The sequence below is a fragment of the Mesocricetibacter intestinalis genome, from assembly GCF_004363295.1.
Classification (GTDB): Bacteria; Pseudomonadota; Gammaproteobacteria; order Enterobacterales; family Pasteurellaceae; genus Mesocricetibacter; species Mesocricetibacter intestinalis.
In genome coordinates, this window is sequence record NZ_SNYQ01000002.1 from 371,358 (window position 1) to 393,597 (window position 22,240).

Here is a 22,240-nt window from a genome sequence, read left to right on the forward strand (position 1 = left end):
TTTCTGCGTAAACCCCAGTAAATCATTCCGAATAAGGGGGGAATAAAAAGAAGGAAAAGAAGGAAAATAAAGAATTAAAGGTTGAAGCGCACTGCACTGCTGTTTTTTACTGCCTCTGTTTTAGCCGTTTTTCACCGCATCATATATTTTTTGCGCTAATGCGGCGGAAATACCCGGTACGGAAGCGATTTCATCCGCCGTAGCATTTTTCACCCCTTGCATACCGCCGAGATATTTAAGCAATGCCTGACGGCGTTTAGCTCCGACCCCGGCAATACTCTCCAATCCGCTGCGGGTAAATACTTTCTGGCGCTTATTACGATGGCCGGTAATCGCATGGCGGTGGCTTTCATCACGAATATGCTGAATCAGATGCAGCGCCAGGCTATCCGGCGGTAGGTTAATTTCTTGTTGTGAGGCGGACAAAATCAGGGTTTCCAGACCGGCTTTACGATCTACTCCCTTAGCAACCCCGATAAGTTGCGGACGCTGTTTATCCCAGCTGACCTCCATTTCCCGAAAAACCTGCAAAGCTCTGTTTAACTGCCCTTTACCGCCGTCAATAAAAATAATATCGGGAATTTTTTCCGCTTCCAGTTCCCGTTCATAACGTTTGCGTAATGCCTGTTCCATGGCCGCATAGTCATCACCGCCGGTAATGCCTTCGATATTAAAGCGGCGATAATCGGATTTCAGCGGTCCCTCGGCATTGAATACCACGCAGGAAGCAATGGTCTGCTGTCCCATAGTATGGCTGATATCAAAGCATTCCATCCGAGCAATCTTTTCCAGCCCTAGCAGTTCGCACAGCGCTTTGTAACGTTCATGAATAAGAGAGGACTGCTTTAATCTGACCGTAAGTGCCGCCTCCGCATTCATTCGGGCCAGCTTCAAATATTTGCTTTTCTCTCCCCTCACCTTTTCCTGCACACTGACCTTTCTTCCCGCCTGTGCCGATAACAATGTTTCCAGCGCCGCTTTTTCTTCCAACGGGCGATCCGAGATAATCTGTTCCGGGATACTTCTGCCCTGATAGCCCTGTAAATAAAACTGTCCTACAAAGGTTTGCGTCAGTTCGGATAAATCCGTATTGGCAGGTACCTTAGGGAAATAACTGCGATTACCCAGAACCTTCCCCTGACGGATAAATAATACCTGTACGCAAGCGATGCCGTGCCGATAAACAATAGAAAGAATATCCATATCTTCTTGGCGTTCGCTGGAAACAAATTGTTTTTCTACGACTGCACGCACGGATTGAATCTGATCGCGAATACGCGCCGCTTCCTCAAAATTCAGCTGTGCGCTGGCTCTTTCCATTTTTTCAATCAGGTGATCCAATACCTGCTGATCTTTACCCTGTAGGAATAAGCGGGCAAAACTCACTTGCTGTGCGTATTCCTCATCGCTAACATAGCCCGGCACGCAAGGCGCGCAACAACGCTTAATCTGATATTGTAAACAGGGTCTGGAACGATTGGCATATACGGAATTTTCACATTGCCGCACGGGAAACAGTTTTTGCAGTAAGGACAGGGTTTCACGCACCGCACCGGCATGGGGATAAGGCCCAAAGTATTCACCCGCCGCCTTTTTGCTGCCGCGATAGGCGCTAATACGCGGATGGCGTTCTTTGCTCAGTAAAATATAGGGATAGGATTTATCGTCGCGTAATAATACGTTATAGCGCGGCTGATAGGTTTTAATATAATTATGTTCCAGCAGTAACGCTTCCGTTTCCGAACTGGTGATGGTGGTTTCTATCCGCCGAATCGAGGCCACCAGCACTTCGGTTTTTTTGCTGTTTAATTTGGTACGGAAATAGCTGGACAGACGCTTTTTCAGATCCTTGGCTTTACCCACGTAAATCACCTGATCCTTATCGTCATACATACGATAGACCCCGGGTTCATGGCTCACGTCCGCTAAAAAGCGTTTAGAATCAAACATAATTTCCGTCGAATCGCCCGTCCGCTAAAGTTATTTTAAGCCAGAATAGCTCTGACTTTTTCCAAATCTTCCGGCGTATCAACACCTACCGCCGGCACTTCCTGCGCCAGTTCCACATGGATCTTCTCGCCGTACCAAAGTACGCGCAGCTGCTCCAGACTTTCAATCTGTTCCAATGCGGTCGGCGCCCATTGGACATATTGCTTAATAAACCCGGCACGATAGGCATAAATACCGATATGGCGGCGATAATGGCGGCTTAATTCGGTAGCGGATAAAGGCGATTCTGCCTGTCCTAAGGCAGTAAAACGATCCCGATTCCAAGGAATAACGGCGCGGGAAAAATATAACACATAGCCGTTCTTATCGGTTACCACCTTAACTACATTAGGATTAAACAGTTCTTCCGCCTCCTGAATTTCCACCGCCAAGCTGGCCATATTCACCTTGAAGCGGCTTAGATTACGGGCCACTTGAGCAACGATACAAGGCGGAATCAGAGGTTCATCCCCTTGAATATTAACAATCACTTCCTCATCTCCCAGCGCCAGCTTTTCCACCACTTCCGCCAAGCGTTCGGTACCCGAACGATGTGCTTCCGAAGTCATGCACACTTCGGCGCCGAAAGCCTGTGCCGCCGCTTGTACCTGGGAATGATCCGTGGCGATAATGACACGCTCCGCCCCGGATAATAGGGCTTGTTCCCATACATGCCGGATCATAGGTTTACCGCAAATATCCGCTAAGGGTTTACCCGGTAAGCGGGTAGAAGCATAGCGGGCGGGAATAATTACTGTAAATTTTGTCATTTTATTCTTTTTCTCGGGAATAATTATTTATAGGTTGATTACAATCTTCATCTTCACATAAAGAAAAGGCATATTCGGGAAGCAATACGGGAATACCCTTTTCTATGGGAAATCCGATTCGCTCGAATTTGCACAGCAGTCGTCCCTTGTCCCGATCATAAGCAAGCCGTCCCTGGCAGCAGGGACAGGCGATAATTTCCAGTAAGCGTCCGTCGATTTTTCGGTTAGCGCCGTCCTTCCCCATTATATGCTCTCTCCAGAACGATAGTTGCCCGCTTATGCCTTCGGCTCGGATTTAGTACAGAGCGCGGAAATCTTCTCCAGTAGCGCCCTTGTCCGCTCACCGTCGATTTCCGCCTCCACCGGAACATACCACCAGTTTTCCCGGGCGAAAGCACGACATTTCACCGCATCTTTTTCTGTCATAAAGAGCGGTAAATTCTGCTCAACTTTTTTTAGTAACTCGGGACTGAATTGTTGGTGATCCTGAAATGAATGGCTATCGCGCAGGCGGATATTCAATCCCTTCAGCATATTGAAAAAACGCTGCGGATTTCCGATTCCGGCAATGGCGACCACCTCGTCAAATTCACTCAGTAAACGTTTTTCCCGCCGACACAGATTAACTGCATAATGTGCCGCCAAACGCATTAAACAATCCGTATAGGCATTAGTACCGCCGTTACCAATCACTAAATCCACTTCCGCCAGCCGCTGCGGCAACTCGCGCAAAGGCCCCGCCGGCAACAACAAGCCGTTACCCAATCCGCGTTCGGCATCCATCACCACGATTTCTATATCACGTTGTAAGCGGTAATGTTGGAGTCCGTCATCGCTGATAATTAGATCCGGCTTTCCTCGTTCCAGCAGTAATTCGATCGCCTCTTGCCGATTCGCGGAAATTACGACGGGAACGCCGGTTCTCGTTGCGATAAGCACGGGTTCGTCCCCTCCCCGGCGCGGATCCGTATCCGCCGTAACCCATAGCGGGTAATGTTCGGCTTTGCTGCCGTAGCCGCGTGAAATCACGGCGACCGATAAACCTTTCCGGCTTAATTGCTGCGCCAACCAGATCACTACCGGGGTTTTACCGTTTCCGCCTACGGACAGATTACCCACCACAATAACAGGTACGGGAGCGCGGTAAGAAGCAAAGATACCCGCTTTAAAACAAAGGCGCCGCACGGCGCTGATGGCACGAAACAAACAGGAAAAAGGGAGCAGCAAATAAGCGATTTTCGAATTTTGATACCAAAAGTGCATATAACTCCCCCGATTGATAAAGGGCGCTGCAATGCGCCCGCTCCTATAGCAATAATGACCTTAGCGACCAAACTGCATAGAATGAAGCTGTCGGTAGATACCGCCCTGTTCCAGTAAGGTGCGATGATTGCCCCGCTCTTTAATTTCACCCTGATCAATCACCAGAATTTCATCCGCATTTTCAATGGTGGATAGGCGATGGGCGATTACCAGCACGGTACGATCCTTTTGCAATTCCGCCAAGGCCGCCTGAATCGCGCGTTCGGATTCCGTATCCAACGCGGAAGTGGCTTCATCTAAAATTAACACCGGCGCATTACGCAATAAAGCTCGAGCGATCGCCAAACGCTGGCGTTGGCCGCCGGATAAACTGGCGCCGTTTTCACCGATCACCGTATCCAGCCCGTTATCCAATTTTTCGATAAATTCCATCGCATGCGCTGCGGTTGCCGCCGCAATAATCTGCTCTCTGCTGTATTTATCCTGCGCTGCATAAGCGATGTTATTGGCAATGGTATCATCGAATAAATGGACTTGCTGCGAAACCAGGGAACATTGGTTGCGCAGATTTTCCAAACGATAATCCTGAATATTGACGCCGTCCAGTAAGATTTCGCCCTGATCCGCATCGTAAAAACGGGTCAGCAAACTGGCGATGGTAGATTTTCCGGAACCGGAACGCCCCACCAGTGCCAGCGTTTTACCGCTCGGAATGCGAAAACTCATATGGCTAAGGGCGGGACTATCCTTACCCTGGTAGGAAAAAGATACGTTTTTAAACTCAACTTCGCCGCGTACCCGCTCCGTTACATAAGTCCCCTTATCCTTTTCCGTTTCCATATCCAGAATTTGAAACAAGGTCTGGCAAGCCGCCATACCGCGCTGAAATTGGGAATTTACATTGGTGAGGGATTTTAGCGGACGCATCATTGCCAGCATAGAAGAAAATACCACGGTAAATGAACCCGCCGTCAGATTTTCGCTCATCACGGAGGGGAAGGTGGCTAAAAACAACACGGCAGACAGCGCCAAAGAAGCGATAATCTGTACCACAGGATCAATAATACCGTCGGCAACCACCATTTTCATCCCTTTCCGGCGCATACTGTTACTGACTTCGTTAAAGCGTTCTTCTTCCACTTTCTGACCGCCGAAGGATAGCACCACCTTATGCCCTTTCAGCATTTGTTCGGTGGTGGCAGTAAGATCTCCCATGGAGTTTTGAATATTGCGACTTAATTCTCGAAATTTTTTCGATACGATTCCGATGAGCACGCCTATTATCGGCGCCAGTATGAATAAAATAATAGACAATTGCCAGCTGGTAGCTATCATCACACAAAATAGGGAAATAATGTACACCCCTTCGCGTACAATGGTTACCAAGGCGCCGGAAGAGGAATTAGCCACCATTTCGCTGTCGTAGGTAACGCGCGATAGCAAGCGTCCGCTGGAATTTTGATCGAAAAAACTGACCGGCATATACATTAAATGCTTAAATAAGCGCCGGCGCATAATCATCACCACTTTCCCCGATACCCAAGACAGACAATAGGTAGAAATAAAGCTGGTTAAACCGCGCAGAATAATGATAAATATCACCAATACCGCCATTAAGCGCAGGAAATCGTGATCCTTGGCGCCGAAGCCTTCGTCCAGTAAGGGTTTAAGCAGATAAATTAATCCGGAATCGGTGAGCGCATTCAGAACCAGCGCTGCTGCTGCGGCTACCAGTCCCATTTTAAAAGGCGCTATTGTGGGCCATAGGCGTTTAAAGGTTTGTAAAGTAGAAAGATCTTTTTCTAGCATCGGTGCTTCGCCTTCAGTCAAAAATAATGGCGCATTGTACATGATCTTTATTTAATTATCCAAATCTCCCGCCGTCTTAACCGTGATTTTCTGCCGATACCAGGGCGATTGTGCCGATCTGGCGGTTTGACTCAGCCATTTATCGGAATAAAAAAGTAGCGAAATCTGCCCGCTGTCCGCCGTATTATAAATTCGGCTGCCATATTCTTTCAGATTTTCTATAACTTCAGTATGGGGAAAGCGCCAACGGTTATAAGCACCGGCGGAAATCAAGGCTATATGGGGACGGGTTTCCGCCAGCAAAGCCCGCCCGGTAGAGGTTCGGCTGCCATGATGCCCCACCTGCAGCACATCGATTTTTCCCAAACCGGATAAAAAGCGTCTTTCGGCGGCAAGATCCGCGTCGCCCGTCAGCAATATACGATGGCGGCCATCTTCGATTAACAATACGCAAGAATCCGTATTCCTCGCTCTTAAAGGCGTACTATGCGGCGATAAGCTCCTAAAACGCAGGCCGCGCCATTGCCATTCTTGTCCGGCAAGGCAAAAAGTGCGGTTATTTTTAGCATAGTTTTTTTTAGATGCCTGCATTACCGCCAGCTCAGGATAGCGCTGTAGAATATGCGCCGCTCCGCCGGCATGATCATTATCATCATGGCTTAGGATCAATAACTCGAGGCGAATTCCTTGTCGCTGCAGATAAGGGATAATCTCGGTACGGGCCATACTGCCGGTCGCCCAAGCGGCGCCGGTATCATATAACAGAGCGGCTTGATTTTTAACAATCAGAGTTGCCTGCCCTTGACCTACATCCAGGGTTTCCAAGCGCCATTGGGCGGGATTCGCCTCGGCACGCAACAAAGTCCACACACAATACAGCATAAGCCCCACACCGCCCATAAGTAAGCTGCTAAATTCCCGTTTCGGTAAACTGCGTTCGAATTTTAAATGAATTGTTTTCGGCCGTCGGATTAACAAGGGCGGCGTTCTTCTTTTCCGCCCGTACAATCCGTATAACAACAAGCAAAAAATAAAACTGCAGCTTAATGTAATAAGCATAACCTCGCGTTCAGTCAGTGCCGGAGCTGCCCTATCCCAAACCTGCAACAAGGCGATTGTCCGTTGCGCCAGACTATCCGCCAGTTGCCAGGACATCAGCGCTCCGCCGGTCAGTACCGCAAATAAAATTATGGGTACCAAAATCAAGCCGTACAGCGGTACCATCAATAAATTCGCCCATAAACCATAAACGGCAAAGGTACCGAAAACCAATACCTGAATCGGCGTAAATAAACAAACTAAGCCCAGTTGCAGATGGAAGGGCGCTAGAAACCGGCGTATCCCCTCCCTTAAGGGTTGTCCCCGCCATTCGAATAAATTTAGCGGACAAACCCGATACCAAAGTAACAAACAGGCAACAGCACCAACGGATAACCAGAAACTTTGAGACAACACCGCCAGAGGATCAAATAATAATAACAACCCTATCACACGTAAAAACAACCGCCAGGAGCCGCAATCGGCCCGGTACAGACGTAATCCGTAAAGACAAAGAAGAGCCAGCAAGGCGCGTTGCGTCGGTAGGCTAAAACCGGCCAGCCAGGCATAGGTCGCGGCCAAGGTCAGGCCGCATATCAGGGGCGGCAGCGGTCTTATCCAAGCCGAGGGTAAACAAAATTGCAAACATCTCCCCGCCGCCACCCCAATCAACATGGCTAAGCCAATGTGCAAACCGGAAATCGCAATAAGATGGGCGGTATTGGTATGCCGAAATAATTGCAAAGTCGCCTCCGCCATTCGGCTGCGTTCGCCGAATCCCAACGCCAGCAGCAATCCCTGCTGCGCCAGCCCTTGCGTTTTTTTCTGCGCATCCTGCAAATATCGATGACGAAGGGAAAGATTTTGTTCCAACCTGAACGCATTTTTAACCCTTGCCGTTGCGCTGATTCCGTTGGCGAAAAACCACTTTTGCCGATCAAATCCGCCTTGATTCAGTCTGGCGGCAACAGGTTTTAACCTCAGGTATCCCCGCCATAACTCACCGCTTTGTACGCTTTGCTTCAGATTCCAATGCAGATAGATACGCTGTGCAGGCAAGCCCGGGCGCGGCTCGCTAAGTACAATCAACCTTTGATAATCCCCTTGAGAGAGAATAGTTTCAATTCGGAAATCCAGCTGAACTTCAGCGCCGAAATTCTCCGGCAGGCGAGCCAGTTGCAACAGAGATAGCGCCTGCCCATGAAAATAGAAAGGCAGACAAAACATAACAGCCAAGGGCAGTAAGTTCCGAGGGGAAATATAGTTCAGGCTTATAATCACAATGAGCAAAAGCACTAAAGCCGGCAAGGGGCTCAACAGTTGCCGCCAATCCAACAGCCAACCCTCCGGCACCAGAAATAACGAATAAGCCCAGCCGATAATCCATAAGGCCGCCTTATCTATGCTGAACATCATAATATCTTTGCCTGCCTCCACTCTTCCTTTATCGCCTTTCAGGAAGGCGTTACCGGTTAGCTCTCTTATCAATTAGTTCCGTTTGTCAATAGGCATAACATAGAAAAAATCCCCTCTTTTGTAATCTTTTTTACCACGGCTTGGGCAAGCTTTCCCATAAACGGCATTTTTCCCCGAAAAAAGCGCGGGGACTGATAAATTCATTTGCTAAATTGTTCAACTTCTGTTATTTATATCGCCTTTCAAAATACCCTAATTAATGGTATTGCTCTAATCAACCTAGGAACCGCCTTGCAAGTCTATGGTCGGCCAAGGATTAGGTCGGCTTACCGAAGTAATTATTTTTAGGAGAGTCTGTATGACTTCAAATACCAATAAAGCCTCTTTAAGTCTGTTAGCTTTAGCCGGTGTAGAACCTTATAAAGAAAAACCGGGTGAAGAATATATGAGCGAATCTCAGTTGCTGCATTTCAAAAAAATTCTTGAAGCATGGCGCGCACAGATTATTGAGGAAACTCATCGTACGGTGAACCACATTCAGGACGAAGCGGCAAATTTCCCCGATCCCGCCGATCGGGCCACCCAGGAAGAAGAATTCAGCCTAGAATTGCGTACCCGTGATCGCGAACGCAAACTGATGAAAAAAATTGAAAACACCCTGAAAAAACTGAATACCGATGATTTCGGTTATTGCGATTCCTGTGGGATTGAAATCGGAATCCGTCGTTTAGAAGCTCGCCCTACCGCCGATTTATGTATAGATTGCAAAACACTGGCGGAAGTGCGCGAAAAACAAATGGGCAATTGATCGGATTGTCCGCTATTAGCGACCGGGAGGAAGAATATGGGGCTTCCTACCGGTTTAATATTAAGAATAATTCCGATCAGTTATTTATATATTGGAGTAGATTATTTTAAGCTATATCAAACGGCTGTTTAATAAAGAATCAAGAAAAGCCGAAACACCTCAGCAGCCAGCATCAGCACAAAAACAGTTATCCGCCAAGGGTTCGCGCCAGAAACCGAACTTCGCCGTATCCCGTCGTTCACCGCTAAAATCCGAAACCTCAGCACAGCGCTCTTCCGACAAGCATATTATCAAGGCTTCCAAACTTGGAATTTCGGCCAGAATGATTAGCAAAAATGCGCTCAGCGTGGTGGAAAAACTGAATCGCCACGGGTACGAGGCCTATATTGTCGGCGGTTGTTTACGCGATTTGCTGCTGGATAAAAAACCGAAAGATTTCGATGTGGCAACCAATGCCCGTCCCGATCAGGTTCAGGCCATTTTTCAACGCCAATGCAGATTGGTCGGTCGCCGTTTTCGCCTGGCGCATATTATGTTCGGACGAGATATTATCGAAGTGGCAACCTTCCGTGCCGGCCATGACAATAGCCTTAATGAAAATTCGGCAAAACGAAACGACGAGGGAATGCTGTTGCGCGATAACGTTTACGGCACTCTGGAACAGGATGCGCAACGCCGGGACTTTACCGTTAACGCCTTATATTACAGCCCGAAAGAAAATATCGTATATGATTATTTCAACGGCATTGAAGATCTAAAAGCGGGTAAACTGCGGTTAATCGGCGATCCTTCCCTGCGTTATCATGAAGATCCGGTACGAATGCTGCGCTCCGTGCGTTTTATGGCAAAACTGGATATGTTCCTGGATAAACCGAGTGAAGAACCTATTCGTCGCCTCGCTCATTTGCTGCAGAGCATTCCACCCGCTCGCTTATTTGACGAAAGTCTGAAGCTATTACAAACCGGACAGGGCATCAAAACCTACAAGTTATTACGTGAATATAACCTGTTCGAGCCGCTATTTCCGGCATTAACGCCTTATTTTACCGAGCGCGGCGATAGCTTTGCCGAACGCATGATTCTGACCGCACTAACCTCTACCGACGAGCGGATCGCAGATAAATTGCGTATCAATCCCGCCTTTTTATTTGCCGCTTTTTTCTGGTATCCGCTACGTGAAAAAGTCGAGATCCTGAAAAATGAAGGCGGTCTGAACAACTACGACGCCTATGGGCTGGCGGGAAACGATATTCTGGAATTATTCTGCCGCGCATTAGCCGTACCGCGCCGCCATACCGCCGTTATCCGCGATATTTGGATGTTGCAGTTACAGTTGATGAAACGTAGCGGTAAAGCTCCTGAGCGCACCATGGCGCATCCGAAGTTCCGTGCGGCTTTCGACTTATTGGCGATGCGTGCGGAAATTGAAGGCGGTGAAAGCGTCGAGCTGTTAAGCTGGTGGCATGCTTATCAATTAAGCAATCCGATGCAGCGTTCCGATTTAGTCAGTGAACAGGATAAACTGCATCCGCGACCGAAGAAAAGACGCTACCGCAACAGAAATAATAAAAACAGAGCAAAATCCCCTAGCTGAGGAGCAAAATGAGTCTGGCTTATATCGCATTAGGCAGTAATCTGCACTCTCCCGTGCGGCAACTTGAACAGGCGCTGACGGCTATTGCCGCACTGCCGGAAACCGAACTTGTTTCCCGCAGCGCCTTTTATTTGAGCAAACCTCTCGGCCCTCAGGATCAGCCCGATTACATCAATGCCGTAGCAGCAATTCAAACCTCTCTGCCCCCCCTTGCCCTACTAGATGCGCTACAGGAAATCGAACGGGCTCAGGGCCGTGTGCGTCTGCGTCGCTGGGGAGAAAGAACGCTGGATTTGGATATTCTATTATATGAGCAACAAATTATACGTAGCGAGCGACTGACCCTGCCCCATTATGATATGCACAACAGAGAATTCGTCATTGTGCCGCTATATGAAATTGCACCGGATCTAGTATTGCCTGAAGGACAAAAGCTGGTAAATTTATATTCCTCTTTTGCCGATCATCAAATGCAGGTTATTACTCCCTCTCTTTAAGCTTTGAACTAGCTTTCAGAAACGGCGGCGGAGGCAAGTCCATCGCGTATTTTCGCCTCGAAAATATCGTAATCCACCAAAAAGGCATCATGCCCGTAATCGGAGCTGATTTCATGATAATCCAAACGAACCCCGCTTTGTTCCAACAGCTGTCGGCTTTTACGCAGATCCACCAATTTAAAAAGCTGATCATTGGTTACAGCCACCAGCGTATAGCGCGCCTTAATCCGCGCCAGCGCCGATTTAAGATTGGCATAGCCAAGCCCGGCATCATACAAATCCAAGGCGCGTAGCAAATGTAAATAACTGTTGGCGTCAAAACGTTCTAAAAACTTCTCGCCCTGATAACTCAGATAAGATTCCACCTGAAAATAATCCCCCCAGAATGCCCCTTCATTTTTAGTAGCGCGACCGAAAGCCTTCGCCAACTGAATATCGGTGCGGTAGGTCAACATACCCAGCATTCTTGCTATGGCCAGCCCTCTGTGCGGCGGTTCGCCCGCATAATAATCCCCCCGGTTAAAATTGGGATCATTAACAATCGCCTGACGCATTACATGATTAAAGCCGATGGCTTCGGCACTAAAGGTTAAGGAAGAACAGAGATTAACAATATTATCCACCTCATCCGGGTAATCCACCGCCCATTGGGTCGCCTGCATTCCCCCGAAAGAACCGCCGATTACCGCCTGCAAACGAGGAATTCCCAAATAAGCGACTAATTCGTGTTGTACCCTTACCATATCCTGCACGACAATATGCGGAAACTGGCTGCCATAAGGTTTACCGCTGAGCGGATTCGGCGAAGAAGGGCCGGTGCTGCCCTTACAACCGCCCAATACATTGGAACAAATAAAAAAATAGCGGGAGGTGTCCAGTGCCAGTCCTTCGCCCATAAAACTCTGCCACCATCCTTTGCGCCCTTCCTCCTGCTCGAAATAAGGCTCCGCATCTCCGGTTAAGGCATGGCAAATCAGCACCGCATTACTCTTATCCGCATTTAATCTGCCGTAGGTCTGATAAGCGACCTCAATGCGGTCCAGTTGTCCGCCGAAGTGGAGATTTAACGCTTGCTCGGTGAAAAGAGTTACTTTCTGTACTGCCATGGAAAACCCGTAAAACGACATAATTAATTGCAGCTGATTCTGCCGGAATGTAAATAAGCTACATTTGCGCTTTCTGCTTGTCAAGAAATTTTAGACGTCTAAACGGCTAAAACTTCAAAACCGAGCGCTGGCGGACATCCGGGAGCCGCCCCGGGTTTTACAGTAAATTAGGCTTGAATTCGCGGCTTTTTTTCATTAATGTAATGGGCTTGAGTGCTTGGCTAAGGTGAAAGATGTATGGCGAATAACGAAAGAAAAGGATTCGAAAAAATCTTTGCCAGCGTTTTTCTGCGCGGAAAAAGTCGCTTAACGGCTCTACTGCGTCCGCTATTATGTACTGCAGCCACTCTGCTGCTGGTTATCCTACTTCTGGATCTGGGCGTCGGTCTATATGTACGCAAAGCGATCTACACGGATGCGCAAACCATTCCTCACCGCCCTTATGGTATGGTGTTGGGAACCTCTAAATACTTTATTAATAACAGTCCGAATCTTTTTTACCATTATCGCCTGCAGGCCGCCGAGCAATTATTTAAAACGGGCAAAATCGATTATCTATTATTAAGCGGCGATAATCGCACCCTGCAATATAACGAACCCCGAACCATGCAGCGCGATCTAAAAAAGAACGGGATCGAAGATCGCTTTTTATTTCCGGATTATGCCGGTTTTCGTACGCTGGACTCCGTTATCCGAGCAAAGCAAGTGTTTCATGCCACGCCGATGACAATTATTACCCAGCGTTTTCAATGTGAACGTGCATTATTTATCGCCAAGTATTATCATATCGACGCGATCTGCTTCGCCGCAGAATACCCTAAAGATTATATTTTCGTCCGCTTCCGCGAAGTATTCGCACGATTGCAGATGCTGTGGGATCTGGCAACGGAAAAAACACCGTATTTTCTGGGGGCGCCCGAACCCTTGCCCGCTCCGGCACTCAATCCCGCTACCCCGTAGTTCCGCCTTAATTCCCCATTATCGGGTATTTAAAGTGCGGTCGTTTTCGATTAAATTTTTGGATAAAATTTTTTATTGTTCTCGACGGATAAAATCAGGATAATAAGCAGCTTACTCGAACGAACCGAATCTTATGACAGAATATATTTTACTCATTATCAGTACCGCACTAATTAACAATTTCGTACTGGTTAAATTTTTAGGCTTATGTCCTTTTATGGGCGTGTCAAAGAAAGTTGAAACCGCTATAGGAATGGGTCTGGCGACCACCTTCGTAATGACGGTAACCTCCCTTTGCGTCTATCTTATCGACCAATATCTGCTGAAACCCTTTGACGCCACTTTTCTGCGCACCCTGATCTTTATTCTCGCCATTGCCGTAGTTGTACAATTTACCGAAATGGTAATCAAAAAAGTCAGCCCGGTACTCTACCGTCTGCTCGGAATTTTCTTACCGCTGATAACCACTAATTGCGCCGTATTGGGAGTCGCCTTACTCAATATCAATTTGGCACACAACCTGATTCAATCGATCCTGTACGGTTTCTCCGCCGCATTAGGCTTCGCCTTGGTGCTGATTCTGTTTTCTTCATTGCGCGAGCGCCTGGCCGCCGCCGATACGCCGCTGCCCTTCCGGGGAACCCCTATTGCATTAATCACCGCCGGTTTAATGTCGCTGGCGTTTATGGGCTTTACCGGATTAGTCAGAATGTAGGAAAGCGCAATGACTACCCTATCCTATGTACTTATCGCCATTGCCGTACTGGCGCTGATTTTCGGCGCGGTACTGGGTTTCGCTTCGGTAAAACTGAAAGTGGAGGCGGATCCTATCGTGGATAAAATTGATGCTCTGCTGCCGCAAAGCCAATGCGGACAATGCGGCTATCCCGGTTGTAAGCCCTATGCCGAGGCTATTGCCGGGGGAGATATAATTACCAAATGTGTTCCCGGCGGACAGCCTTTAGTGGTTAAATTGGCCGATTTGCTCGGGGTCGAAGTGCCGAAAGATGCGGACAGCGCAGCACCGGAAACTAAAGTGGCGCTGATTAACGAAGCCATGTGCATCGGCTGTACCAAATGTATTCAGGCCTGCCCGGTAGATGCGATTATCGGTACCAATAAAGCCCTACATACGGTTATTCCCTCGCTCTGCACCGGCTGCGAACTCTGTGTTGCCCCCTGCCCGACAGACTGTATTACAATGGTTAAGGTTGAAACAGATCTTGAGCACTGGGACTGGAAGTTTAATCCCGAACTGGTTATCCCGACCCTAAATATAACGGACGGAACAAAAAAAACGGTAGTAGGAAAATAAGCGATGACGGATGTGCTAACAGCTTTTAATTCAGGCAAATTATGGGATTTTGACGGTGGTTTGCATCCGCCGGAAATGAAATCTCAATCCAATCGTACGCCTATTACCCAAGCGCCGCTGGCCTCGCATTTTTTTGTTCCGCTGAAACAGCATGTCGGTGATGCCGGTGATCTGCTGGTTAAAATCGGTGATCGGGTATTAAAAGGTCAGCCGCTGACTCGGGGCGACGGTTTACGCCTGCTACCCGTTCATGCACCGACTTCCGGCCGAGTTTATAATATCGCCCCTTATATTGCCGCTCATCCTTCCGGTTTATCCGAACCTGCGGTATATATTGAGGCCGATGGCGAGGATCGCTGGATAGAACGCCAACCCTTGGAAGATTTTCTATCCCGTACTCCCGAACAATTAATTGAAAAAATTTATCAAGCCGGTGTCGCCGGTCTGGGCGGTGCGGTATTCCCTACCGCCGCCAAAATTCATTCCGCCGATAAGCAGGTCAAACTGCTGATTATTAACGGGGCGGAATGCGAACCCTATATTACCTGCGATGATCGTCTAATGCGCGATTATGCGCATGAAATCATCGAAGGGATCCGTATTCTGCGCTATATTTTGCGTCCGGAAAAAGTTGTGATCGCTGTGGAAGATAATAAGCCGGAAGCGGTACAGGCCTTACGCCATGCACTGCACGGCGCCAATGATATCGAAATCCGGGTGATTCCGACCAAATACCCCTCCGGCGCCTCCAAACAATTAATCGAGGTACTGACCGGCGCTGAAGTCCCTTCCGGTCAGCGTTCCTCCAGTATCGGCATTTTGATGCAAAACGTGGGTACCGCCTTTGCCGTGAAACGAGCCGTTATTGATGACGAACCTTTAATCGAACGGGTGGTAACCCTAACCGGCGATAAAATCCCACAAAAAGGCAACCGTTGGGTACGTTTGGGTACACCCATTTCCTTCCTATTGCAACAGGTCGGCTATCAGTATGATGAACGTCTGCCGGTATATTTAGGCGGGCCTATGATGGGTATGGCAATACCGGATTTAAACGCCCCCATAACCAAGCTTGCCAACTGCCTGCTTGCGCCGGATCATTTCGAATACGCACCGCCTCCGCCGGAACAATCCTGTATCCGTTGTTCCGCCTGTTCCGACGCCTGTCCGGTACATTTAATGCCGCAGCAGCTTTACTGGTATGCCCGTGCCGAAGATCATGACAATGCTCAAGCCTATAAACTGAAAGACTGTATCGAATGCGGAATCTGTGCCTATGTTTGCCCGAGCCATATTCCTTTGATTCAGTATTTCCGTCAGGAAAAAGCCAAAATCCGTGAAATTGATCAACAGGCCAAACGTGCGGAACAGGCGAAACTTCGCTTTGAAGCCCGTCAGGCTCGTCTGGAAAAAGAACAACAAGCAAGAAAAGAACGTACTCAACAAGCGGCTGCCGCCCGTCGTCAGGAACTGGCTCAACAAAAAGGCATAGATCCCGTTCAGGCAGCGATTGCCCGATTGAAAGCCAAGCAAGCGGAGGGAAGCCAAGCAGCCGCTGTTTCGATCAAAACTATTGTGGAAAAAGGTGAAATCCTGCCGGATAACAGTGAAATCATCGCATTACGGCAAGCCAAGCGTTTAGCTCGCCGCCAAGAACAGGCCGAACAAGTGCAACAAAGCGGCAGCCAATCGGCGGCAAATAATGATTCAGCAGCAACCGATAGTAAAAAAGCCGCACTTGCCGCCGCTATTGCAAGGGCTAAAGCCAAAAAAGCACAGCAAACGGATAGCCCGCAATCGGCACCGGCGGATTCCTCGCCGGCGGAGCAAAATACCCGGCAAGAAATGCAACCGAGTGCACCGGAAAACACTCAGAATTCCGGTGCCGAGGCTAAAAAAGCGGCGATAGCCGCCGCTATTGCGAGAGCCAAAGCCAAAAAAGCGCAGCAAACGGATAGCACGCAATCAGCATCGGCGGATTCCTCGCCGACAGAGCAAAATACCCGGCAAGAGATGCAATCTAGCGCATCGGAAAGCGTACCGAATTCCGCCACCGAGGCTAAAAAAGCGGCGATAGCCGCCGCTATTGCGAGAGCCAAAGCCAAAAAAGCGCAGCAAACGGATAGCCCGCAATCGGCACCGGCGGATTCCTCGCCGACAGAGCAAAACACCCGGCAAGAGATGCAATCTAGCGCATCGGAAAACATTCCGAATTCCGCCACCGAGGCTAAAAAAGCGGCGATAGCCGCCGCTATTGCGAGAGCCAAAGCCAAAAAGGCGGCACAGGATGCCCTCTCCAATCAGAACAAGGAATAATGCAACCTTAATGCAAAGCAATACAAAGAGAGAATAATGTTTATAATCACCAGCTCACCCCATACCCACTCCGGTAAACTAACCGCCCGTATTATGTTATGGGTGATTGTTGCCATGCTTCCGGCAATCTGTCTGCAGATCTATTATTTCGGCTACGGTGTGCTTATTCAGGCCGTACTGGCCGTTGCTTTTGCCCTGTTTTTGGAATTTTTGGTTACCTTATTACGCGGAAAAACAAAATTATTTTATCTCAGCGATTTTAGCGTAGTACTGACCGCACTGATTCTTGCCGTTGCCATTCCGCCCTATGCACCCTTCTGGATTATTCTGATCGGTACCTTCTGTGCGGTCATACTGGGGAAACATGTGTATGGCGGTTTGGGACAAAATCTGTTTAACCCCGCTATGGTCGGCTATGTGGTGCTGTTAGTTTCCTTTCCGCTACAAATGAGTACTTGGATGCCGCCCATTAGCCTATTAAGCGAACCGCCGACATTTTCCGATGCCTATCGACTGATATTCTTTGGCGTTAGTACGGACGGTTTTAGCCTACATCAATTGACTCGGCTAATTGACGGGGTTACCCAAGCCACTCCGCTAGACAGTGTAAAAACCGGTTTAAAAGCGAATCTGAGTTTGGAGCAAATCAATGCCTCCCCTTTGTTTACCCGTTCTTGGTTCGCAGGTTTGGGCTGGTTCCAGATCAATCTGGCGTTTTTATTCGGCGGTATTTTTCTGCTCTGGAAAAAGATCATTCATTGGCAAATTCCGGCCGCACTTTTAGCAACCCTAAGCCTATTGGCACTGATTAGCTGGTTGCTGACGGACAATACGCCGTCGCCCCTTTGGCAGTTATTCAGCGGCGCTACCATGTTCTGTGCGTTTTTTATCGCTACGGATCCGGTTACCGCCTCCATTACGCCGCGTGGAAAACTGGTTTTCGGCGCCTTAACCGGTTTGCTGATCTATTTAATCCGTTTTTACGGCGGTTATCCGGACGGCGTCGCCTTTGCCATTTTGCTCGCCAATATCTGCGTGCCTTTTATCGATCAATATACGCGTCCCCGGGTATCCGGCTATGGCAGAAAATAAGGAATAATCCATGGGTATTATGAAAACCACATCAAAATACGCGTTCCTGTTAGCCCTTGTCGCTTTAATATGTGCGACGCTGTCCAGCGCTATCCATTTTCTGACCAAAGATAAAGTGGAAGAAGTGATCGCCCGTCAGCAGCAGGAACTCTTGTTGCAGGTGATTCCACAACGCTATTTTGATAACGATTTGCTCTCTTCCTGTGTGCGCAGCGATAATCCTCAGTTCGGTAAAATCTATATTGCCGAACAAAGAGATAAAATCAGTGCTTATGCTTTTGAAACCACCGCCCCCGACGGTTATTCCGGTAATATCCGTTTATTGGTCGGTATCACGCCGGCCGGCGAGGTGCTTGGGGTGCGAGTGATAGAACATCATGAAACGCCGGGATTGGGCGATAAAATCGAATTGCGAATTTCCCACTGGATCCTAAGCTTCAATAATAAAAAAATTAGCGCCGATAACTTAAGCGACTGGGCGGTAAAAAAAGATGGCGGTAAGTTCGATCAGTTCTCCGGCGCCACAATTACTCCGCGCGCTATTGTCAATCAAGTAAAACGAGCCGCATTAATGATACTGGAACAACCACCGAAAACCGAAGCAGGCTGTGAATAAGATGAAGGAAACCCCACAACAAAATATGGAAATGCCGACTCCGCAGGAGGACGAGGCAACAGAAAGCGGTATTTGGGCAACCTTGTTTAAACAAGGGGTATGGTTCAATAACCCGAGCCTGGTTCAGCTGCTCGGGCTTTGTCCGTTACTGGCGGTATCCAATACCGCCACCAATGCTCTGGGCCTTGGTTTGGCGACGATGCTGGTATTAATCTGTACCAATACCATGGTATCTTTATTCCGCAAACAAACCCCCCATGAAATCCGTATTCCGATTTATGTGATGATTATCGCTACCACGGTAACCGCAATTCAGTTGCTTATGAATGCTTATACCTATAGTCTTTACCAATCTCTAGGCATTTTTATTCCGCTGATTGTTACCAATTGTATTGTTATCGGCCGAGCGGAGGCTTTCGCTTCCAAGAACAATGTGCTGCATTCTCTATTCGACGGTTTTTCCATGGGACTGGGAATGACGGTGGCTTTATTTCTGCTCGGGGCATTGCGCGAAATTCTAGGTAGCGGCACCCTGTTTGCCGGTCTGGATCAATTGTTCGGGCCTTGGGCGGTACATTTGCGCATTGAGTTTTTCCATAGCGACAGCAACTTGCTGTTGGCAATTCTGCCTCCGGGCGCTTTTTTAGGGCTCGGCTTGTTACTGGCCTTAAAAAATATCATTGATAACCGTAAAAAATAAGGATATTGCTCCGGTATGAATCGACAAAAACGTGTTGCTATCCTGCAACGGCTAAGGGATCAGAATCCGCATCCCACCACCGAATTAAGCTATAATTCGCCCTTCGAGCTGTTAATCGCCGTGATTTTGTCCGCTCAGGCAACAGATAAAAGCGTGAACAAGGCGACCCAAAAGCTGTTTCCCGTTGCCTCTACGCCACAGGAGATACTGGCATTAGGTGTAGAAGGGCTAAAAAGTTATATCCGTACCATAGGACTGTATAACAGCAAAGCGGAAAATATTATTAAAACCTGCCGGGATTTAATTGATAAATTCGGCGGCGAAGTACCGCAAGAGCGAGAGGCGCTGGAGAGCCTGGCAGGCGTAGGCAGAAAAACCGCCAATGTGGTTTTAAATACGGCATTCGGGCAACCGACCATTGCGGTGGACACCCATATTTTCCGAGTGGCTAACCGCACCGGCTTCGCCCCCGGCAAAGATGTGGTGAAAGTGGAAGAAAAGCTGCTGAAAGTCGTTCCCGATGAATTTAAATATGATGTTCATCACTGGCTGATTCTGCACGGACGCTACACCTGTATCGCCAGAAAGCCGAGATGCGGCTCCTGCATTATTGAAGATCTATGCGAATATAAAGATAAAACGGAAATCTGAGTTATAGGGCAAAAAAATGCCCGAAAAAACAACCGCTCTTTTCGCCGACACTGAAAAATTCTATAAAAATAATATACGGACTGATTTAATGACAAGTAAAAAGAACGAACGACAAACCTGGTCGAGTAAACTCACTTATATTCTTACCGTCGCTGGCGCTACCGTAGGTTTCGGCGCCACTTGGCGCTTTCCCTATCTGGTGGGTGAACATGGCGGCGGCGCCTATGTTCTGCTATTTTGTGTGGCGATGATATTAATCGGGATCCCTATGATTCTGGTCGAAAACGTGATAGGTCGCCGCCTGCGGGTAAATTCTATCGATGCTTTCGGCGATAAATTGCAGGATAAAAATATTTCCAAATACTGGAAGATCCTCGGCTACACCGGCTTACTCGGCGCTTTCGGAATTATGGCCTATTATATGGTGCTGGGCGGCTGGGTTATTAACTATATTGTCGGGTTGATAAGTGGCGAACTGGATATATCCGCCCCTATTACAAAGGAGATCGCCCAGCATTTTTATACCTCGAGCGTTACCCAAAGCCCGCTGCGGATCGCCTGTTATACCTTTACCTTTGTAGTCGTCAACTACATTATTCTCGCTAAGGGTATTATCGGCGGGATTGAGCGCTCGGTAAAATATCTGATGCCCTTATTGTTTATTTTTCTTATCGGTATGGTGATCCGTAATATCACCCTGCCCGGCGCAATGGAAGGAATTACCTACTATTTGAAACCGGATTTTTCGAAAATCACCCCAAGCCTGTTTATTATGGTGTTGGGACAGGTATTCTTCGCCCTTAGCCTCGGCTTCGGGGTGCTGATTACCCTTTCCAGCTATCTGAGCAAAGAAGAAAATCTGATTCAAACCGCAGTGATTACCGGTTTTACCAATACCCTTATTGCGGTTTTATCCGGCTTTATGATTTTCCCTTCGCTGTTTACTTTCGGTATTGCGCCGAATGCCGGCCCGACCCTGGTATTCCAGAGCCTGCCGATGGTATTCTCCCATCTTTGGGCCGGCACCTTCTTTGCGGTTATTTTCTTCGCTTTACTATTAATTGCCGCGCTGACCACCTCTATTACCATCTACGAGGCCATTATCACCGCATTACAGGAAAAACTGAAAATGCGCCGCAGCAAAGCTATCGCCCTTACCCTGGGAACAATTTTTCTATTTGGAAATATCCCGGCGATTCTAAGTGATAATCTGCTGAAAGAGGTGAGATTCTTCGGTAGAAATATCTTCGACAGTTTTGATTATATCAGCGGTAATATTTTATTTTTACTCACCGCCCTAGGCTGTGCCGTTTTCGTCGGTTTCGTGCTTAAGGATAAAGCCAAAGCCGAACTCTCAAATAAACCCGACTCTCTTTTCACCAATCTTTGGTTTAATTACGTTAAATTCGTCGTACCGCTGATTATTATTGTAATTTTTATCAGTAATCTGGCTTAAAGGAAGCCTTGTCCGGTGAAATAGACTGAAAATAATTATCGCCGCTATGCGGCGATTTTATCTTCTAGGGTGTCAATAGGCAGTTTTTATATCTTCCCAATCAGGTTATCGTTCCGTACCTCTTAATGTTCCCAGATAAATCGCGCCCAGGGTTAACACCACGCCGAACCATTGCACCTCATTAATAGGTTTATTCAATACCATATAATCGATCAGCAAGGCGGCAACAGGCTCGGTGAGTAATAATAAGCCGGTCAGGGCCAGGGAAAGCATAGGAATGGAATAAGCAATTAAGCCCCAAGCGAAACATTGGGTCATTAGGGCGTAAACTAAGAGCAGACCGATTTGTTCGAATCCTGCGGGCAACATATTTTCGCCGTTAAGCAGAATTGTCGGAAGCAGCAGGCTGACAACGCCGCCAATACCGATTAACAGCATGAGGGGGAAAATATGTACCCTTTCAACATCATGCGCCTTGCGTACAAATACCATGGATAGCGCCAAAAACAAACCGGATAAAATCCCCGAAATAAATCCCCAAAGCGCTTGTCCGTTACGGCCGAACTCCGGGCTGGCAATCAGAGGCATAATGGACAAAAGTGTGGGGATTTTCATTGATTTTCCACATATCCCTAGTTTAATAGACAAAAGTGTGGGTTTTACCCACTCTTTTTGCTTAAAAAATCTTTTATAAACATAATCTTATGCTTTCTGCTCAGCCCGTTATGAACGCGCAATTTCAATTTTAGTTCTTTGAATAATCCTTCTATGCGATTTGTCGTCTTCTCTATCTTCAATTGGGCATATTTTTCATATGTAAATAAGACATCCATATAACGTTTTA

Annotated in this window: 20 protein-coding genes and 1 pseudogene; 12 read left to right on the forward strand and 9 right to left on the reverse strand. The window is 47.9% G+C overall.

Going from position 1 to position 22,240, the window contains the following annotated elements; genetic code table 11:
* Positions 1-120 precede the first annotated feature (120 nt).
* From uvrC to EDC45_RS04475, 6 genes are read right to left on the reverse strand one after another with little or no spacing between them, the layout of a single operon-like run.
* Positions 121-1,950 carry an excinuclease ABC subunit UvrC gene (gene uvrC / locus EDC45_RS04450; protein WP_133543859.1) on the reverse strand — a complete coding sequence of 610 codons (1,830 nt, stop codon included), beginning with the start codon at positions 1,948-1,950 and terminating at the stop codon, positions 121-123.
* 35 nt (positions 1,951-1,985) lie between these two features.
* On the reverse strand, positions 1,986-2,759 hold the full coding sequence (kdsB, locus tag EDC45_RS04455) for a 3-deoxy-manno-octulosonate cytidylyltransferase (RefSeq protein ID WP_133543861.1): 774 nt from the start codon (positions 2,757-2,759) through the stop codon (positions 1,986-1,988).
* 1 nt (position 2,760) lies between these two features.
* Entirely contained in the window at positions 2,761-2,976 is a 216-nt protein-coding gene (locus EDC45_RS04460) for a Trm112 family protein (RefSeq protein WP_133543932.1), read from the reverse strand.
* A gap of 59 nt (positions 2,977-3,035) precedes the next feature.
* Positions 3,036-4,022: a tetraacyldisaccharide 4'-kinase gene (gene lpxK / locus EDC45_RS04465; protein WP_133543863.1), complete on the reverse strand. Its 987-nt coding sequence runs from the start codon at positions 4,020-4,022 to the stop codon at positions 3,036-3,038.
* Positions 4,023-4,082: 60 nt separating this feature from the next.
* The gene (gene msbA, locus EDC45_RS04470; RefSeq protein ID WP_133543865.1) at positions 4,083-5,831 is read right to left on the reverse strand and encodes a lipid A ABC transporter ATP-binding protein/permease MsbA; all 1,749 of its coding nucleotides are present in this window, start codon (positions 5,829-5,831) and stop codon (positions 4,083-4,085) included.
* 51 nt (positions 5,832-5,882) lie between these two features.
* A complete protein-coding gene (locus EDC45_RS04475) occupies positions 5,883-8,357 on the reverse strand; it encodes a DNA internalization-related competence protein ComEC/Rec2 (protein WP_243728759.1) in 2,475 nt (824 codons plus the stop codon).
* Between the two features lie 286 nt (positions 8,358-8,643).
* Here EDC45_RS04475 and dksA point away from each other — a divergent pair, with 286 nt between their 5' ends.
* The 3 genes from dksA (at position 8,644) to folK (ending at position 11,184) form a co-directional block, all read left to right on the forward strand.
* Entirely contained in the window at positions 8,644-9,093 is a 450-nt protein-coding gene (gene dksA, locus EDC45_RS04480) for an RNA polymerase-binding protein DksA (RefSeq protein WP_133543867.1), read from the forward strand.
* Between the two features lie 286 nt (positions 9,094-9,379).
* Entirely contained in the window at positions 9,380-10,687 is a 1,308-nt protein-coding gene (pcnB, locus tag EDC45_RS04485) for a polynucleotide adenylyltransferase PcnB (RefSeq protein ID WP_279526595.1), read from the forward strand.
* An 8-nt stretch (positions 10,688-10,695) separates the two neighbouring features.
* A complete protein-coding gene (gene folK, locus EDC45_RS04490) occupies positions 10,696-11,184 on the forward strand; it encodes a 2-amino-4-hydroxy-6-hydroxymethyldihydropteridine diphosphokinase (protein WP_133543871.1) in 489 nt (162 codons plus the stop codon).
* Between the two features lie 8 nt (positions 11,185-11,192).
* Here the strand turns inward: folK and metX are convergent, their stop codons facing one another.
* On the reverse strand, positions 11,193-12,290 hold the full coding sequence (metX, locus tag EDC45_RS04495; protein WP_133543873.1) for a homoserine O-acetyltransferase MetX: 1,098 nt from the start codon (positions 12,288-12,290) through the stop codon (positions 11,193-11,195).
* Positions 12,291-12,527: 237 nt separating this feature from the next.
* Between metX and EDC45_RS04500 the strand changes: the two genes are divergently transcribed.
* The 9 genes from EDC45_RS04500 (at position 12,528) to EDC45_RS04540 (ending at position 21,396) form a co-directional block, all read left to right on the forward strand.
* The gene (locus EDC45_RS04500) at positions 12,528-13,250 is read left to right on the forward strand and encodes a SanA/YdcF family protein (protein ID WP_133543875.1); all 723 of its coding nucleotides are present in this window, start codon (positions 12,528-12,530) and stop codon (positions 13,248-13,250) included.
* Between the two features lie 133 nt (positions 13,251-13,383).
* Positions 13,384-13,965 (forward strand): electron transport complex subunit RsxA, encoded by a 582-nt coding sequence (gene rsxA / locus EDC45_RS04505; RefSeq protein ID WP_133543877.1) that lies wholly within the window; start codon positions 13,384-13,386, stop codon positions 13,963-13,965.
* 9 nt (positions 13,966-13,974) lie between these two features.
* Entirely contained in the window at positions 13,975-14,565 is a 591-nt protein-coding gene (rsxB, locus tag EDC45_RS04510; RefSeq protein ID WP_133543879.1) for an electron transport complex subunit RsxB, read from the forward strand.
* Positions 14,566-14,568: 3 nt separating this feature from the next.
* Positions 14,569-16,881 carry an electron transport complex subunit RsxC gene (gene rsxC / locus EDC45_RS04515; protein ID WP_133543881.1) on the forward strand — a complete coding sequence of 771 codons (2,313 nt, stop codon included), beginning with the start codon at positions 14,569-14,571 and terminating at the stop codon, positions 16,879-16,881.
* 93 nt (positions 16,882-16,974) lie between these two features.
* Positions 16,975-17,973 carry an electron transport complex subunit RsxD gene (gene rsxD, locus EDC45_RS04520; protein WP_424960660.1) on the forward strand — a complete coding sequence of 333 codons (999 nt, stop codon included), beginning with the start codon at positions 16,975-16,977 and terminating at the stop codon, positions 17,971-17,973.
* Positions 17,974-17,983: 10 nt separating this feature from the next.
* Positions 17,984-18,589 carry an electron transport complex subunit RsxG gene (rsxG, locus tag EDC45_RS04525; RefSeq protein WP_133543885.1) on the forward strand — a complete coding sequence of 202 codons (606 nt, stop codon included), beginning with the start codon at positions 17,984-17,986 and terminating at the stop codon, positions 18,587-18,589.
* 25 nt (positions 18,590-18,614) lie between these two features.
* Positions 18,615-19,289: an electron transport complex subunit E gene (locus EDC45_RS04530; RefSeq protein ID WP_133543936.1), complete on the forward strand. Its 675-nt coding sequence runs from the start codon at positions 18,615-18,617 to the stop codon at positions 19,287-19,289.
* A 15-nt stretch (positions 19,290-19,304) separates the two neighbouring features.
* Positions 19,305-19,940 carry an endonuclease III gene (gene nth, locus EDC45_RS04535; RefSeq protein ID WP_133543887.1) on the forward strand — a complete coding sequence of 212 codons (636 nt, stop codon included), beginning with the start codon at positions 19,305-19,307 and terminating at the stop codon, positions 19,938-19,940.
* Between the two features lie 88 nt (positions 19,941-20,028).
* Positions 20,029-21,396: a sodium-dependent transporter gene (locus EDC45_RS04540; RefSeq protein WP_133543888.1), complete on the forward strand. Its 1,368-nt coding sequence runs from the start codon at positions 20,029-20,031 to the stop codon at positions 21,394-21,396.
* Positions 21,397-21,501: 105 nt separating this feature from the next.
* Here the strand turns inward: EDC45_RS04540 and EDC45_RS04545 are convergent, their stop codons facing one another.
* Both EDC45_RS04545 and EDC45_RS04550 read right to left on the reverse strand, forming a co-directional pair.
* Positions 21,502-22,011 (reverse strand): DMT family transporter, encoded by a 510-nt coding sequence (locus EDC45_RS04545; protein ID WP_133543891.1) that lies wholly within the window; start codon positions 22,009-22,011, stop codon positions 21,502-21,504.
* 44 nt (positions 22,012-22,055) lie between these two features.
* Positions 22,056-22,240, reverse strand: a pseudogene (locus EDC45_RS04550) (IS256 family transposase, variant Zn-binding type); the annotation flags it as partial.

Coding starts and splice junctions, on each gene's coding strand:
- uvrC (WP_133543859.1), bottom strand. CDS start 1,950: ATGTTTGATTCTAAACGCTTTTTAGCGGACGTGAGCCATGAACCCGGG.
- kdsB (WP_133543861.1), bottom strand. CDS start 2,759: ATGACAAAATTTACAGTAATTATTCCCGCCCGCTATGCTTCTACCCGC.
- lpxK (WP_133543863.1), bottom strand. CDS start 4,022: ATGCACTTTTGGTATCAAAATTCGAAAATCGCTTATTTGCTGCTCCCT.
- msbA (WP_133543865.1), bottom strand. CDS start 5,831: ATGCTAGAAAAAGATCTTTCTACTTTACAAACCTTTAAACGCCTATGG.
- dksA (WP_133543867.1), top strand. CDS start 8,644: ATGACTTCAAATACCAATAAAGCCTCTTTAAGTCTGTTAGCTTTAGCC.
- folK (WP_133543871.1), top strand. CDS start 10,696: ATGAGTCTGGCTTATATCGCATTAGGCAGTAATCTGCACTCTCCCGTG.
- metX (WP_133543873.1), bottom strand. CDS start 12,290: ATGGCAGTACAGAAAGTAACTCTTTTCACCGAGCAAGCGTTAAATCTC.
- EDC45_RS04500 (WP_133543875.1), top strand. CDS start 12,528: ATGGCGAATAACGAAAGAAAAGGATTCGAAAAAATCTTTGCCAGCGTT.
- rsxA (WP_133543877.1), top strand. CDS start 13,384: ATGACAGAATATATTTTACTCATTATCAGTACCGCACTAATTAACAAT.
- rsxB (WP_133543879.1), top strand. CDS start 13,975: ATGACTACCCTATCCTATGTACTTATCGCCATTGCCGTACTGGCGCTG.
- rsxC (WP_133543881.1), top strand. CDS start 14,569: ATGACGGATGTGCTAACAGCTTTTAATTCAGGCAAATTATGGGATTTT.
- rsxD (WP_424960660.1), top strand. CDS start 16,975: ATGTTATGGGTGATTGTTGCCATGCTTCCGGCAATCTGTCTGCAGATC.
- rsxG (WP_133543885.1), top strand. CDS start 17,984: ATGGGTATTATGAAAACCACATCAAAATACGCGTTCCTGTTAGCCCTT.
- EDC45_RS04530 (WP_133543936.1), top strand. CDS start 18,615: ATGGAAATGCCGACTCCGCAGGAGGACGAGGCAACAGAAAGCGGTATT.
- nth (WP_133543887.1), top strand. CDS start 19,305: ATGAATCGACAAAAACGTGTTGCTATCCTGCAACGGCTAAGGGATCAG.
- EDC45_RS04540 (WP_133543888.1), top strand. CDS start 20,029: ATGACAAGTAAAAAGAACGAACGACAAACCTGGTCGAGTAAACTCACT.
- EDC45_RS04545 (WP_133543891.1), bottom strand. CDS start 22,011: ATGAAAATCCCCACACTTTTGTCCATTATGCCTCTGATTGCCAGCCCG.